15 protein-coding genes are annotated in these 13,904 nt (G+C 60.5%); 1 reads left to right on the top strand and 14 read right to left on the bottom strand.

The window, feature by feature from the left end:
• Positions 1-5 precede the first annotated feature (5 nt).
• The 11 genes from aroQ to BRA1253DRAFT_RS32215 form a co-directional block, all read right to left on the bottom strand.
• Positions 6-455 carry a type II 3-dehydroquinate dehydratase gene (gene aroQ, locus BRA1253DRAFT_RS32265; RefSeq protein WP_007601266.1) on the bottom strand — a complete coding sequence of 150 codons (450 nt, stop codon included), beginning with the start codon at positions 453-455 and terminating at the stop codon, positions 6-8.
• Positions 456-468: 13 nt separating this feature from the next.
• Positions 469-1,215 (bottom strand): amino acid ABC transporter ATP-binding protein, encoded by a 747-nt coding sequence (locus BRA1253DRAFT_RS32260; protein WP_007601264.1) that lies wholly within the window; start codon positions 1,213-1,215, stop codon positions 469-471.
• Between the two features lie 62 nt (positions 1,216-1,277).
• A complete protein-coding gene (locus BRA1253DRAFT_RS32255) occupies positions 1,278-2,105 on the bottom strand; it encodes a transporter substrate-binding domain-containing protein (protein ID WP_007601263.1) in 828 nt (275 codons plus the stop codon).
• A 51-nt stretch (positions 2,106-2,156) separates the two neighbouring features.
• Positions 2,157-2,813: an amino acid ABC transporter permease gene (locus tag BRA1253DRAFT_RS32250; protein ID WP_007601262.1), complete on the bottom strand. Its 657-nt coding sequence runs from the start codon at positions 2,811-2,813 to the stop codon at positions 2,157-2,159.
• Positions 2,814-2,825: 12 nt separating this feature from the next.
• Positions 2,826-3,494 (bottom strand): amino acid ABC transporter permease, encoded by a 669-nt coding sequence (locus tag BRA1253DRAFT_RS32245; protein ID WP_007601261.1) that lies wholly within the window; start codon positions 3,492-3,494, stop codon positions 2,826-2,828.
• A 51-nt stretch (positions 3,495-3,545) separates the two neighbouring features.
• A complete protein-coding gene (locus BRA1253DRAFT_RS32240) occupies positions 3,546-4,400 on the bottom strand; it encodes a shikimate dehydrogenase (RefSeq protein ID WP_007601260.1) in 855 nt (284 codons plus the stop codon).
• Between the two features lie 15 nt (positions 4,401-4,415).
• Positions 4,416-5,243 (bottom strand): shikimate dehydrogenase, encoded by an 828-nt coding sequence (gene aroE / locus BRA1253DRAFT_RS32235; protein WP_007601259.1) that lies wholly within the window; start codon positions 5,241-5,243, stop codon positions 4,416-4,418.
• A gap of 3 nt (positions 5,244-5,246) precedes the next feature.
• Positions 5,247-6,473: a CaiB/BaiF CoA-transferase family protein gene (locus BRA1253DRAFT_RS32230; RefSeq protein WP_007601258.1), complete on the bottom strand. Its 1,227-nt coding sequence runs from the start codon at positions 6,471-6,473 to the stop codon at positions 5,247-5,249.
• Complete coding sequence (locus tag BRA1253DRAFT_RS32225; RefSeq protein WP_007601256.1) at positions 6,470-6,940, bottom strand: MaoC/PaaZ C-terminal domain-containing protein; 471 nt, start codon at positions 6,938-6,940, stop codon at positions 6,470-6,472. The genes BRA1253DRAFT_RS32230 and BRA1253DRAFT_RS32225 overlap by 4 nt, the downstream gene beginning before the upstream one ends.
• 13 nt (positions 6,941-6,953) lie before the next feature.
• Positions 6,954-7,340, bottom strand: coding sequence for a VOC family protein (locus BRA1253DRAFT_RS32220; protein ID WP_007601253.1), 387 nt, complete (start codon positions 7,338-7,340; stop codon positions 6,954-6,956).
• A 1-nt stretch (position 7,341) separates the two neighbouring features.
• A complete protein-coding gene (locus BRA1253DRAFT_RS32215) occupies positions 7,342-8,286 on the bottom strand; it encodes a ketopantoate reductase family protein (protein ID WP_007601252.1) in 945 nt (314 codons plus the stop codon).
• A 102-nt stretch (positions 8,287-8,388) separates the two neighbouring features.
• On the opposite strand from BRA1253DRAFT_RS32215, the gene BRA1253DRAFT_RS32210 reads away from it, so the two are divergent.
• Positions 8,389-9,372, top strand: a complete 984-nt coding sequence (locus tag BRA1253DRAFT_RS32210) for a LysR family transcriptional regulator (protein WP_007601251.1) — start codon at positions 8,389-8,391, stop codon at positions 9,370-9,372.
• A gap of 745 nt (positions 9,373-10,117) precedes the next feature.
• Here BRA1253DRAFT_RS32210 and BRA1253DRAFT_RS32205 read toward each other — a convergent pair.
• Genes BRA1253DRAFT_RS32205 through BRA1253DRAFT_RS32195 form a run of 3 tightly spaced genes read right to left on the bottom strand, consistent with a single transcriptional unit; the run spans position 10,118 to position 13,866 of the window.
• On the bottom strand, positions 10,118-10,468 hold the full coding sequence (locus tag BRA1253DRAFT_RS32205) for a phasin (protein ID WP_007601250.1): 351 nt from the start codon (positions 10,466-10,468) through the stop codon (positions 10,118-10,120).
• Positions 10,469-10,485: 17 nt separating this feature from the next.
• Entirely contained in the window at positions 10,486-11,349 is an 864-nt protein-coding gene (locus tag BRA1253DRAFT_RS32200; protein WP_007601249.1) for an alpha/beta fold hydrolase, read from the bottom strand.
• Between the two features lie 9 nt (positions 11,350-11,358).
• Entirely contained in the window at positions 11,359-13,866 is a 2,508-nt protein-coding gene (locus tag BRA1253DRAFT_RS32195) for an alpha/beta hydrolase (protein WP_007601248.1), read from the bottom strand.
• Positions 13,867-13,904: the final 38 nt, after the last annotated feature.

Genomic DNA, 13,904 nt, shown 5'->3' with positions numbered 1-13,904 from the left:
CGATTCTATACCTTCTTCTCATCGAGCAGCTTGGCCACGCGACGCAAGCCGAGCAGATAACCCTGAGTGCCGAAGCCTGCAATAACGCCATCAGCTCGTTTGGAAACGAACGAGTGGTGGCGGAATTCCTCGCGCTTGTGCACATTGGAAATGTGCACCTCGATCACTGTCCCCTCGAACGTGTTCAAAGCATCCAGGATGGCGACTGACGTATGGGTGAAAGCCGCGGGATTCATCACGACGCCGACAGCCGTCTCGCGTGCCTCGTGGATCCAATCGATCAACTCGTATTCTCTGTTCGACTGGTGAAAGCGTAGCTCCAGAGCGAGCTCCGTGGCTAGCCCCCGACAATCTCGCTCCACATCCGCAAGCGTCTCGTGGCCATAGATGTGGGGCTGACGCTTGCCGAGCAAATTGAGATTTGGCCCGTTGAGGACGTAGACAAGACGACTCATGGAATAACTCCGTTCAGTGATGGGCTAGGATCTCGCCAAGGAACTGCTTGGTGCGAGCGTGCTGCGGATTGCGGAAGAAAGCGTCGGGCACACCTTCTTCGATGATCTGCCCTTCAGCCATGAAGATGACGCGGTCGGCGACCTGGCGGGCAAAACCCATCTCGTGGGTGACGCAAATCATGGTCATGCCGTCGTTGGCGAGACCGATCATCGTGTCGAGCACTTCCTTGACCATTTCCGGATCGAGAGCCGAGGTCGGTTCATCAAACAGCATGACCTTGGGCTGCATGCTGAGAGCACGCGCGATCGCAACACGTTGCTGCTGACCGCCCGAGAGTTGAGCCGGATACTTCTCGGCCTGCTCACCAATGCGCACCCGCTCGAGATATTTTCGCGCGGTCGCCTCCGCATCGGTCTTGCCGATGCGGCGCGCGCGAATGGGCGCGAGCATGCAGTTCTGCAAGACCGTCATATGCGGAAAAAGGTTGAAGCTCTGAAAGACCATGCCGACATCCTGACGCACGACATCGATGGCCTTGATGCTGTCGTCCAGCCGATGACCGTTCACCACGATACTGCCCTGCTGGATCGCCTCCAGGCGGTTGATACAGCGTATCAGCGTCGACTTGCCCGAACCGGAAGGACCGCAGAGCACGATCTTTTCACCTCGGCGCACAGTGAGATCAACGTTGCGGAGAGCCTGGTACCCGCCGTACCATTTCTGCACGCCCTTCATTTCGATCAGGATCTGGTCCTGCATGGATTCGACCTCCGTTATCGGACGACGGCCAACGCGCCCAGCGCGTCGGCCGCTTGCAGTGACTATTGAACTGTGAACGGAACTCCGGGGACTGAGTCGGGGAAGATTGGCACGGGCGCCTTCATCCACTTGGCGTAGAAACCGGCCAATTTGCCATTGGACTTGATCTGGTCGATGAATTTGTTCGCCGTCTCGTTCCACTCCTTCTCTCCCAGGCGCGTGCAGGCCCCGTTGTACAAGGCGGTGAAGTGAAGCTTGGGCTCGAACCCAAGTTCCGGCTTTGCAGCGTTCAGACGCTGCGGGTAGAAACTGTTTGCGCCGACCGCCTGCACCTGACCCGAGAGCAGCGCCTGGATCGTGGCCGCGTCATCATCAAACCTGCGGATTTCGGCGCCCGCAGGAGCATTATTGGTGACTTGGGTGTCCTGCGTGGAGGAGCGTGGGACGCCGATAACGTACTTCCCCATATCGGCATTACTGTTGATCGGAGTTGCCTGGGCAGCGACCAGTGTAATCTCATTGGCAACATACGGTTTGGAATATTGTACCGCCTTCGCGCGCTCGGGCAGCATGGCCATGGTCGCGAACAGAATGTCCACCCGGCCTGTGGTCAGCGCCGGAATACGGTTGGCCACCGCCAGCGGGACGAACTCGGCCTTCACGCCGAGATATTCAGCGAAGGCGCGCCCCATGTCGGCATCGATCCCATCCTGCTTTCCCGAGCTATCGACATAGCCCCAGGGCGGATTATCGCCCTGAATGCCGATGACGACGACGCCCTTCTTCTTCACGTCCTCCAGCGTGCCCGCCTGCGAGCCGCCTGCGACAACGATGGCCGCGAGCGTCAGCAGCGCAATGCCGAGCTGGCGACGATTGAGCGAAAACAACATGAGTATCTCCTCCTGGTGATGGCTGTGTTTGATTGAGTAGGTGCGCCGAACCTACCTTTGACCGGCCAGGGCGAGCCTGGCCTCCACCCGACTGCCCCACCATGAGAGTGGCCAGCAGAGGATGAAATACATTGCGCCGACCACACCGAAGACGAGCAACGGCTGGTAGGTCTGGTTCGATACGATTTGACCGGCGCGGGCGAGTTCGATGAAGCCGACGATGGCAGCGAGCGAGGTGCCCTTGATGAGCTGCACGAGATAGCCGATGGTCGCCGGCAGCGCGATGCGAATGGCTTGCGGCAGCACGATGTCGCGCATGCGCGCGGAATAATGCAGACCGAGCGCCATTGCGGCCTCGGTCTGACCGCGAGGCACGGCCTGGATTGCGCCGCGCCAGATCTCGCCGAGAAAAGCCGAGGCGTTGACGGTGAACCCGATCGCGACCGCAACGAATGCCGACAGCTTCAATCCGAGGAGCGCCAAGCCGTAGTACACCACGAACAGTTGCAGCAGCAGCGGTGTCCCCTGGAAGATTCCGATATAGATCCGGACTATCCATTCCACACTCGTGCGACCGCAGGTGCGCAACAGTGCGACGACCAGGCCGGCGGTACAGCCACCGACGAATGCAACCAGCGTCAGGAGTACCGTCCATTGCAGACCACGCAGGAGGAAGCCGAACTCGGGAAGGCCGAAATGCGGTGTCATGATCTGTGCTCCTCAGCGCGTCGGATATGAGAAGAAGCGGTGAGAGATGATTGCGAAGCCCGCCATCAGCAGCCAGGAGATCGCGAGGTAGAGGAAAGTGACGAAGAAATAGACCTCGAAGCTGCGGAATGTGTCGCTTTCGATGCGCTGCGCCACCGACGTCAATTCATAGGCGGACACAGCCGAACAGATCGACGAGGTCAGCGTCAGCATGATGAACTGTCCCGTGAGCGAGGGATAGATCGCGCGAAGCGCGGGCTTGAGTACGATGGAACGGAATACCTGCCCTTTGTGCAGTCCGAGCGCGTAGCCGGCCTCGATTTGCCCTTTGTGAATCGATTGCACGCCGCCGCGGATGATCTCGATGGCGTATGCCCCTCCGTTCACACCGAGCGCAATAATGGCGGTGGCAGTCGGATTGAGCTTTACCCCGACGAGTGGCAGTGCAAAGAACAGAAAGAAGATCTGCACCAGGAACGGCGTGTTGCGCACGATTTCGACGAAGCCGATCACGATGGCGCGCAACCAGGCCGCCTTCGCATCGCGGGCTGCGACGCCCGCGACGCCGATGATCATTGCGAGCGTCATGCCAGCAAGCGCCAACCCCAACGTCCCCACGCAACCCCACAGCAACGCGGGCATTGCGTGCCAAACCACCGAGAAATCGAGCGTGTAGCCCATCTTGCGTTTCCTCTCGGGCGTTGTGCGTACCGCTCGCCCATCGGCCGGATGTCATCCTCCCAGGGATGCGAAAGTTGCGAAGAAGACGTCTGGATCAGGCGAGACGCCCGTGAACAGGCGGAATGCTTCGGTGCCCTGGAAGATTGCCATTCCGCCACCATCGACGGTGCGGCAGCCGAGGGTACGCGCCGCGCGCAGCAGCGCGGTCTCCAGCGGGAAGTAGATGATCTCAGCGACCCAGAGACCGGAACAGAGCATTGCCAGCGGCAGCGGCGTTCCCGGATACTTGTCCATGCCAATGGGCGTCGCGTTTACAATTCCGTCTGCGGCAGCCACGGCCGCTGCGACATCCCGGCCGACCCTCAAGCGCCCTTTGACAAATCGAGAGGACAAGCCGTCGACCACGCTCTGCGCCTTGGCCAAGTCGACGTCTATGATGGTCAGTTCCTGCACGCCAAGCTTCATGAGCGCGAAAGCAACCGCCGCGCCCGCGCCGCCTGCGCCGAATTGCACGACACGACCGAGTGGTGCACCTTGCATGCTGCGGCGAAAATTCTCGGCAAAGCCGAACCAGTCCGTGTTATGGCCGGTCATCCGGCCCTTTCTGACGACCACGGTGTTCACAGCGGCAAGCGCCTCCGCGTCGGGCGAAAGCTCGTCCAACAGTGGAAGGATCGCCTGCTTACAGGGATGGGTCACGTTCAATCCGTCAAAGCCCATCCGCCTTGCGGCCGTGAGCAATTCCGGTAACGCTTCGACCCCGAGGTTCAACTCGACCAGATCGATCTTCTTGTAGAGATAGCGGATGCCAGCGGCGTCTGCGGCCGCTTCGTGCATGGGCGGCGTGCGAGACGCCGAGATGCCGCTGCCGATCAGGCCGACGAGAAAACTGGGTTTGGGATGCATTGTCGGCGTCGTCCGTCAGCTCAATGGGACAGTCAATTCGGCGATGATCTGGGCCGTGCTCGGTCGGACGCCACGCCACCAGACAAAGGCTTCCGCCGCCTGCTCGACCAGCATGCCGACGCCGTCAGCCAACTTGGCCACGCCTTCAGTGCGGGCCGCTTGCAGAAAGGGAGTCAATCCTTTGCCATAGGCAAGTTCGTACGCCAGCTCCGCGCCCTGGAAGACATTGCTCGGAAGCGGCGGCATTTCACCTCGCAGGCTGGCAGAAGTCGCGTTGACCACGACGTCATAGCCCTCGGCAAGGTCGGCCAGTTCAGCGTAGCCGCTCACGATCAGGGGACCACAGCCGGCAAACTCTTCGGCCAATGCCACGGCTTTGGACAGCGTTCGATTGACGAGAACCAGCTCGGACGGTTGCTGGCGCAGAAACGGCAGTAACGCGCCACGTGCCGCTCCCCCAGCGCCGAGCATCAGGACGCGCCGGCCAACCATTTTGACGCCGAGATTGGCAGTGATGTCACGCGCCAGGCCGATTCCGTCGAAATTCTCGGCAATGATCCGATCGCCCTCGAACTTCAGGCAGTTTGCGGCACCTGCGCGTTGGGCGCTCTCTGAGAGCTCATTTGCATAAGCGAAGGCATCGAGCTTGAACGGGGCGGTGATGTTCAGCCCCTTGGCGCCCTCCGTCCGGAATTGATCAACCCGCGCGCTGAAGCCATCGATGGGCCCCTCGATCGCCTCATAGACGAGATCCTGTCCCATCATTTTGGCGAAAGTGCCATGGATGAAAGGTGACTTGCTGAAGCCGATCGGATTGCCAATCACCGCATAGCGATCGCTCATCGCTCACTCCTGCACTGCAGCTTCGTTGTAGAGCACGCCGTCGCGCACCATCGCGTCGACGGCTTCGGCCGACAGTCCCAGCGAGACAGCAATGCGACGATTGTCCTGTCCAAGCAGTGGCGCCGGAGTGCGCACCGTGGTGTCGCAATCGGAAAACCGGAACGGCAGGTTCGGCAGCGTTACCTTGCCGAGCACCGGATGCTCCTGCTCGACCAGCATGCCGCGCGCATGGATCTGCGGATCCCTCACGACCTCTTCGATGGTCTGCACGGGAGCGGACGGCACACCTGCTTCCTCGAGTGCCGCAAGACACGCATCTCGAGACGGCTGCGATAGCGTCCAATTGCGCACAATCTCCATGGCTTCAGCATAATGGGCGTTCCGCGCGGCGGGCTTGGCGAAACGCTCGTCCAATGCCAGCGTGTCTCCTCCAATCAGGCTCGCCAATCGTCGCCACGCATCATCGACTTGCGCAGCGATGACAAGATTGCCGTCCTTGGCCGGAAAGACGCCGTAAACTGTCGAATCCGGCTGTCCGCTGCCGGTTTGCTTCGGCAGGTCAGCGCCGCCCGAGAGGAAGTAACGCTGAACCGCATAGTCGTGCATCGAGACCATGCAATCGTACAGCGCCAGATCGATATGTTGGCCGCGCCCGGACGACGCACGGCCAACCAGCGCCGCATTGATAGCAGCGACGCCATGAATGCCAGTGTACATATCGGCCAGCGGCATCCGCAGCAGCGGCGGCGGTTCGCCGGGATTGCCCAGTTGCGCCAGCGCACCCGACATCGCCTCTGCGATCAGGCCGAAGCCCGGACGATCGGCATAGGGACCGGTATGGCCATAGGCGGAGACCGAGCAATAGATCAGCCTCGGATTCCGCGCTGATAGTGCTTTGTAACCGAGACCGAGACGTTCGAGTGCGCCGGGTCGGTAATTCTCGATGAAGACATCGGCCGTGTCGACCAGCTTCATCATCATGTCGAGACCACGCTCGTCGCGCAGGTCGATGCAAAGTCCCTGCTTCCCCATATTCTGCTGCAGGAAGTAGCCGGATTGTCCGTCCTTGAAATATCCATGGGCCCGGCCTGCGTCGCCCCCCTTTGGGCGCTCCACCTTGATGACCTCCGCGCCCATCGCGGCGAGGCAACGGCCCATGAACGGGCCGGCCAGGAAATGGCTGTAGTCGATGACGCGAATGCCTTTGAGCGGCAGATCTTGCGCGGTCATGCCTGCTCTCCTGCAGCGCTGGTCTTCGGGCGCATCGGGATCATCAGCCGATGCTCACCTAGCTGAACGACCTCGCCGCGCTGATTGATGAGTTCCGAAGGCAGCACAACGATGCCCCACCCATCCCTCTTTGTGCCGCGCATTGAACCAACGCGGAACTTCACATGCACGGTGTCCCCGAGCTTGATCGGCAGCTTGAAATCCCATGTCCAGCCCAGCGACATTCCCGGGAGGAACCGGTAGGCGGCACGCGTTTTCAATCCGTCAGCGAGCGACAGACCAAACAACCCATGCGCGACGCGGGTGCCGAACGGCGTTGTCTTCGCGTACTCCTCGTCGACATGGACCGGCGTGAAATCGCCCGTCAGTTCGGCATAGGCATTCACCATTGCTTCGGTGACCGTCACCGAGGGGGTTACGCATTCATCGCCGACCTTGGCATCGTCCCAGTAGCGCTCATCTGTCATGTCGCGTCTTCCTCTAGGCACGGGGATTGATCGCCAGGGCGGCTTCCACGGCGCCTGCGCTGGCTTGCAAGATTTCGACGTTGAGCCCGCCCGGCAGCTCGAGCCAGTTCGGCCCGGCGGGCAACGCTTTGGCGGCCCAGGCGGCGGCACGGGTGAGCACACCCTCGTAATCGTCGACCATGATGCCGAGATGGGCGAGACGCCCCTCTGGTCCGACGAAATTCGGATCTTCGATGAGTTGCACGCTTCCGAGCACCCAAACCTGACGCGGGCGCGTACCATCGGCGGGTTGCTCATCGCGAATGGCGAGACCAAGCACCTCACGAAAGAAGTCGACGTGACGATCAACGTCCGGCACGCGGATCGCGACGTGTTCGACATAAGCGCGGGGCAATGACATCTCAGGACTTTCCAGGATAGTCGCTGCGGGCGTATTCGATGCCCTTGACCAGCGCGACGAGGGTGGAATTGACGGGGGTCGGCACGCTGAGCTTGGCGCCCCAGCGCACGACGGAGCCGTGGATGTAGTCAACCTCGGTGAGATTGCCGGACTGCAAACTCTGCAACATCGACGTCTTGAACTCGGGCGGCAGTCCAGCGGACGCCATCGACCAGGCGCGTCGCGGATCGGTAATCGAGATCTTCACGCCAGCAGCTTGCGCGACCGAGATGCCCTCCGAGATTGCGGCCAGCGCGCAATCTTCCAGAACCGGCAGCGAATACAGGCCGCCATAAGTCAGCCCGGTCACGGCGGTAATTCCTCCTCCGGCGACGTTGATGAACAACTTGTCCCACATCGTGCCCAAGATGTTGTCGCTGAGCAGCGTGAGAATGCCGGCGCGATTAAAGGTCTCGGAGATTCGCTGCGCACGTTCTGTCAAGCGCCCATCAAGCTCGCCGATGATGGTCTCCTTGCCGATGACCCCGGAACGAACATGACCAGGGCCGAGCAGCACACCGCCGACGTAGGTCTTGCCCGCCACGACCCGGTCACGACCAACCTCCTCCGACAGGATGTCCTCGTGACCAAGACCGTTCTGAAGCGACATCACGACCGTCCGCGGCCCGATGATCGGCGCCGCGGCACGGATGGCATCCCGCGTGTGGTAGGATTTGACGAGGATAATGACGAGGTCCGCTTCTACGCCGACCTGAGCCGCGGAGGTGCAAGCAGTGACCTTCACGACGGTCTCGGCGCCATCTTCGAGTATTCGCAGGCCACCGGCATTGATTGCGCCGACATGAGCCTGGAACGGATCGATCAGCCAGACCTCGGCCCCGCCGCGCGCCAACGTACCGCCGATGGTCGAGCCCAAGGCTCCCGCTCCGATAAAGCAGATCCTCATCCGAACGCTTCTCCCGCGCCATTCTCGGCGTTGGAAGCATCGTAGCTGGCGGCTCGATATTTATATATGTTATGATTCTTATATCCGTTATTGTGAATTGCAATGAAGCACCAGGATCACACCGAGACCAACCTGCTGGACCCGCGCCTTCTCAGGCTCTTCGATGCATTGTTCACCACTGGCAGCGTCACCAGGGCAGCCGAAAAGCTCGGCCAAAGTCAGCCGACCATCTCGATCTGGCTGGCCCGCCTGCGTGCGGAACTGGACGATCCGCTCTTCATCCGGTCAGCGAAGGGCATGCTGCCGACGCCGCGCGCCGAGGCTCTCATCGGCACCGCGAGGCAGGCGCTGGAAATGCTGCGTCGCCTTGCCGAGCTTCGCACCGATTTCGATCCGACAACCGCAAAGCGCCGTTTTGCCATCTGCATGACGGACGGAAGCCACGTCACGCTGCTTCCGTCCATTCTCGCCCACGTCCGCCGCGTTGCCCCAGGCGTTCGTATCGAGGCGACACAGATTGGCGCCGACACTCCACGCATGCTGCAATCCGGTGAAGCCGACATGGCGCTCGGCTACATCTCGGATCTCGATGCTGGACACTTCCAACAGGCGCTGTTTCCGCAGGATTGGGTCTGCCTCGCGAACGCAAAACATGCTCGGATCCGCGACCGCATCACGGCAAAGGATTTCAGGCGTGAGGCTCACGTCCTCATTCGCTCCGGCACTGGACATCAGTTGCTCGCGGGCGCGCTGCAGGAGCAGAAGATAGTCCTCGACGTTGCACTGGAGTTGCCCGGCTTTTTGGGGCTACCCGCAATCGTCGGAACGACTGACCTGCTTGCTACCCTGCCAAGGCACATCGGCGAAACCCTGGCTCACTATTACGGACTGCGCGTGCTCAACTGCCCGCTGCCGATTGCCGGCTTCACGGTGAAGCAATATTGGCACGCCCGCTTCCATCACGACCCGGCAAGCCAATGGCTGCGTGGCCTCTGCGCGGAGCTTTTTCAACAGCAGGAAGTACGCGGTCTGCATCGTTCCGGTCGGCCGAAGAAACGAGTGCCTCGCGATTTGCAGTCGCAATGAGCTTGTTGAGATCGGCTTTCGGGTAACTTGCCCTACGACCGAAGCTTAACGCCCGGCTCTGCGCACCATGTCGAATGGGGTGAGATGCAGGACAAAGGAAACTTCACCCGCAGCGATCTGCCCGTGCACCGTCCCGCCACGAAAGATATCGCGCGAGACCCGTTCTATTCTCGGCCACCATTTCGCGAAGGTATTGGGAAGCAAGAACTCTTATTTGGTGGACGCACCAGGGCTCGAACCTGGGACCCGCTGATTAAGAGTCAGCCACGGGTCAAATACAATCAATGACTTATGGATCGCACTGCTGCCCTTATCCGACCGCAAATGGGCATTCGTCGCACACCACATTCCACTCCCACCTACAGGATTGGAGCCGGTCGAGATCCCTTGACGAACCTAAGAGCTGATCCGGTTCGGCTGGAATCGCAATCGCGCCAGCGGATTTACCGCCGCGCCAGATCGGTGGCGTTGCGATGCGTCGGGGGTTCGAGTCAGGAGGCCGCTACCGCTTTTCCCCACATGACGCCAATCTGCGATATTTCCTCCGATCGTCCGCCTAAACGGTGGGTTAGATCAGGGTAGGTGCTCGCGCACGGGCAAGGCCTTCCGTCATGAGACGGCGGAACCTCGGAAAACCCCAAATGCAGAGCTGCCTGGTGGGGTTTCATCACGTCACTCATTGATCCTAGTTGCTCAATAAACGATTCCCAGCTTTGCAAGCGACAGCGTCCGCGACGAGCGTGGCTCAATTCTTTGGTGCAAACGCTTCGGTCGCCGCCTTCATGGCAGACTCGCTCATGCTTTTGCTTTGCTCGGTGAGCAATCGCATTTGCGCCTGGAAAAAATCAGATTGAATCTCGAGCGCGTCCTGCATGTCCTTGGCCTGCATGAGTTTGTCGCCGAGGCCGAACGTCGCCGTGACGTTGCGTTGCATGTAGCCGCAGAACTCCTTGGCGTGGTTTGCTATCGGCAGCTTCGAGGCGTTCAGTCCCATTTCCAGCTGCTCGAAATACTCCGCGTTGGCCTTACGCAGGCGAAGAAGCGTCTCGGCGAGCATGGTGCGGATATCCGCTGCGGATGGATTGATATCGGCCATGGTGTCATTCCTCCTTGTTATGCCGCAAGTCCCCCGAACCACGCACCAAAATAGCCGGCGTAGAGCGCGGGCATTTCGAGATTCATCGAATGTCCGATACCGGGCACGACGACGAGGCGGCAGTCCGGCATTGCCGCGGCCATCGCATGAAGATCCGCGGGAGGGATCCAGCCGTCCCGTTCGCCCCACAATACCAGGTGCGAATGCCCGATCTCCGGCATGCGGCTCTCCAATTCCCGACTCTCCCGCTCGCGCGTGAGATTGACGGGCGTCCCGATCCAGATCCCTTCGGAGACGCCGAAGGTTTGTTCGATGATCCGGTCGAACAGCGCCTGGATGTCCGCGCCCCCTGGACGGAATTGCGGGACCTTATTCGGCGCCATGCTTTCCGGCACGAACAGCGATGAGGCCGCGGTCGCCATCACCGACCGGGTCACCTCCTTGCTCGCCATCATGGCGCGGAACAGCCCGATCTGGTCGGCATTAAAAGCCATGCCGAGCGGCGTGACCGGATCAAGCGCAAATACCCGCCCGAATCGCCGTGGCTGCATCAGGAGCATGCGGGCCGCGATGATGCCGCCGGTTGAATGCGTTGCAAGATGGCAGTAGTTGATGTCCAGGGTATCGAGCGCAGCCAGCATGTCCTTTGCGTGCTGCTGCATCGTGTAGTTGGTGTAGTCAACCGCAGGTTTCGGCCGGTCGCTGTCGCCGCAGCCGCGCCAGTCAATGCCGATGACGCGAAGACCAGAAGGAAACAGCGGCGCAGCGAGTTCGATCCAGTCCTTGCTGGCGAGATTGCCGTGGATGAAGACGACGGTAATGTCGCCTTTGCCCCACTCTCGCCAGCCCAGCTGGACTTCGCCCGCTTGCACCATCGGCATGGACCGGTCCTACTTGTTCAGGCCGGCGGTGGGCGCGGCGCCGGCCGGCGTCGGTGCCACCGGCAAAGCAGAAGCCACCGAGCCCTTGATCATACGATCGGTTCCAACCGGCGACGACGTGTCGACGCTTCCGCGCGTCACGAAATCCACTACATCTACCGGGTATTCAACCGGGTTGTCCGTGTGGATGAAGTGCCCGGTCTCCGGATAAATCTTGAGGATCGGCCGGTTGCCCGCATTGGTCATGCGTGTCATGAAGGGCGTGATGGCATCGCGTCCGAGATCCGTCAGTCCATTGAACGCCGGCGTCGGGATGAACGGCTCCTTGTCGCCGAAGACGAGAAAGATCGGAGCCTTGATCTGCGTGAGCCGCTCGTACAGGTTTTTCGGATCATCCTGCTGGAGCTCCGCTCCGATCGTGTAGACGTCGTAGATGAACACGTTGCACCACTGCTCGAGCTCCTTCGGATTGCCTTTAGTCAGCCCAACGCGCTGCTCGGTGTGGAAGCGGGCATATTCGCTGTCGCTGAAGAAATAGCCGCTCTTCGCCGCAGACACCGCGCCAGTCTCCGGATCGCGTTTCTTGAAATAGAAGAAGTCGCGGATGTTCTGCTCGTCACGCGCCTTCTCGGCGGCCAGAATGCCGGTCTGGTCCCAGGTCGCCCTCCACTTGTCGAAGTCATGATCGAAGGCCGGGTCGAACAGCGGCGCCTTTTTGCCCTTGGCGATGGTGATCTCGCGAGGATATTCCTCGAGACCTGATGGCGCCTCCAGCGCGAGACCCTGCACTGCATCCGGCCAGGTCAGGGCATAACCCATCACGAACTGACCGCCGAGCGAATGGCCGAGATAATACGCCTTCTTGACGCCGAGCTGGTTGACGACGAGATCGTAGATGACCTCGCGCATGTCCTGCATGGTGCGCGCCGGACTCTTGTCGAGATTGCCGGGTCCGGACATACCGTAATGCGGCAGGTCGGGCACGATCACGCGCAAGCCGCTACGCAGCGCATACTGCATGATGTTGCCGTAGTGCCCGCCGAACGCGCCTTTGCCATGGACGATCACAAGGATCTTCGGATCCTTCTCCGTGCCGGCGTATTCATCCATGTAGCCGATCTGCCAGGAATTTCCGCCCTTGTCTTTGGCATTGGCGTATTTGACCGGATAGGGATAGGTCACGAACTCTTTCCAGAACGACTTTTTGGGGTCGATGTTCTCGGCGACGCCGGGCACGCGATAATTCTTGTCAACGAATTTCTGCGCGCGGTCGAGGCTCGCCACATCATCCATGAAGGCAACGAACTTCGGGTCGTTCTTGCGCTGGTTGATGATCGGAAACACACCATAATGTGCGACCGGGCTTTCCTGAGCGATAAGGTCCGCACCGGGTACACGGTCGACAGCCTTCTGAGCCAACTTGAAGTTCAGCCACAGGTCGTTGGTAATGTGCATCACCAACGTGCGCGCCTGGATCCGGCCGAGATAAGCATTGATGTTGTGGGTCTCGCCGACACGGTTGCGCCAGACCAGGTCGACCGCATCGTAAAGCTTGGCACGGTTGACGACGTTCAAAGCCGCCTTTTCGTTCGGGGGGTCCCAATAAAAAATTTCGGGCTGGACGGCGCCCCAATTCTGGGTCGTACGGAACGCAAAGTCATAGCCGGTCATGCCGAGGATCGACCAGCCGAACGCCACGCCCGGCATCGGATGCTTCTCTTTGGGCAGCTTGTAATAATCACCATTCGTTTCCTGCCACACCGGATCGGATTCGATCGCCGCGGTCATCATCTGGAATGTCCAGTTGCCGACAGGATCTTCCCCATCCGACTGCGTGGTGCCACCGATCGGCATCATTGCGCCGATATATTCGGGATGCATCACGCCCCAGACATAGGTCTGCGTGCCGCCCATGGAAACGCCGGACACTAGGGCCACGCGCGCGACCTTCAGCCCGTCGCGCAGCATGCGATAATTGGCCTGGACCATGTCATAGTAGCTGTACTGCGGAAACTTTACGCCGAGACCGTCCGAAGGTTTGCTGGCGCCCCAGGTTCCGAGCGGATCGACCATGATGACATAATAACGATCCGTATCGATGGGACGGCCGGGACCAATAATTGGCACGGTGCCTGACAAGGCTGCTCCTTTGACCCACTGCTCGTACATGTCGGTGGCATCGCCGGAATAATATGAGTTGATGACGACGGCATTGGTGATCTCACCGGCGGCGTTGCGCCGCGGCGTACCGACCGCGATATAGGCGGTGTGCAATTTCCCGACGCCCAAAGATTCGAGCGTGACGCCGCCCTCGCCGCCATTCTCCCACTTCGAGGGATCGGCCAGATCGTACTTGCCCCCAAGTCGAAAATTCGCGATCTCGTAGGTCTTCTTCAGCCCGTCATGCTGCATCTGCGACGAGCGGCGCGTGAAGGGCTGCGCAACCGCGAGCGATGTCCCGATCAACAGCAACAGCAGGCTGATGAGATATCGCCGCATGACATGTCTCCCGACCATGGCGAATTCCTCCGGCAGGCTTTGATTTTGCCAAACGC

Origin of the sequence: Bradyrhizobium sp. WSM1253 (genome assembly GCF_000244935.1) — a bacterium.
In the GTDB taxonomy this organism is placed as follows: Bacteria; Pseudomonadota; Alphaproteobacteria; order Rhizobiales; family Xanthobacteraceae; genus Bradyrhizobium; species Bradyrhizobium canariense.
This window is presented reverse-complemented; position numbering and strand designations above follow the sequence as displayed.

What these genes read in the sequence shown, in the direction of transcription:
- BRA1253DRAFT_RS32195 (WP_007601248.1), bottom strand. Translation starts at nt 13,866, where the DNA reads ATGGTCGGGAGACATGTCATGCGGCGATATCTCATCAGCCTGCTGTTG.
- BRA1253DRAFT_RS32245 (WP_007601261.1), bottom strand. Translation starts at nt 3,494, where the DNA reads ATGGGCTACACGCTCGATTTCTCGGTGGTTTGGCACGCAATGCCCGCG.
- BRA1253DRAFT_RS32220 (WP_007601253.1), bottom strand. Translation starts at nt 7,340, where the DNA reads ATGTCATTGCCCCGCGCTTATGTCGAACACGTCGCGATCCGCGTGCCG.
- BRA1253DRAFT_RS32250 (WP_007601262.1), bottom strand. Translation starts at nt 2,813, where the DNA reads ATGACACCGCATTTCGGCCTTCCCGAGTTCGGCTTCCTCCTGCGTGGT.
- BRA1253DRAFT_RS32240 (WP_007601260.1), bottom strand. Translation starts at nt 4,400, where the DNA reads ATGCATCCCAAACCCAGTTTTCTCGTCGGCCTGATCGGCAGCGGCATC.
- BRA1253DRAFT_RS32210 (WP_007601251.1), top strand. Translation starts at nt 8,389, where the DNA reads ATGAAGCACCAGGATCACACCGAGACCAACCTGCTGGACCCGCGCCTT.
- BRA1253DRAFT_RS32200 (WP_007601249.1), bottom strand. Translation starts at nt 11,349, where the DNA reads ATGCCGATGGTGCAAGCGGGCGAAGTCCAGCTGGGCTGGCGAGAGTGG.
- BRA1253DRAFT_RS32225 (WP_007601256.1), bottom strand. Translation starts at nt 6,940, where the DNA reads ATGACAGATGAGCGCTACTGGGACGATGCCAAGGTCGGCGATGAATGC.
- aroE (WP_007601259.1), bottom strand. Translation starts at nt 5,243, where the DNA reads ATGAGCGATCGCTATGCGGTGATTGGCAATCCGATCGGCTTCAGCAAG.
- BRA1253DRAFT_RS32215 (WP_007601252.1), bottom strand. Translation starts at nt 8,286, where the DNA reads ATGAGGATCTGCTTTATCGGAGCGGGAGCCTTGGGCTCGACCATCGGC.
- BRA1253DRAFT_RS32205 (WP_007601250.1), bottom strand. Translation starts at nt 10,468, where the DNA reads ATGGCCGATATCAATCCATCCGCAGCGGATATCCGCACCATGCTCGCC.
- aroQ (WP_007601266.1), bottom strand. Translation starts at nt 455, where the DNA reads ATGAGTCGTCTTGTCTACGTCCTCAACGGGCCAAATCTCAATTTGCTC.
- BRA1253DRAFT_RS32255 (WP_007601263.1), bottom strand. Translation starts at nt 2,105, where the DNA reads ATGTTGTTTTCGCTCAATCGTCGCCAGCTCGGCATTGCGCTGCTGACG.
- BRA1253DRAFT_RS32260 (WP_007601264.1), bottom strand. Translation starts at nt 1,215, where the DNA reads ATGCAGGACCAGATCCTGATCGAAATGAAGGGCGTGCAGAAATGGTAC.
- BRA1253DRAFT_RS32230 (WP_007601258.1), bottom strand. Translation starts at nt 6,473, where the DNA reads ATGACCGCGCAAGATCTGCCGCTCAAAGGCATTCGCGTCATCGACTAC.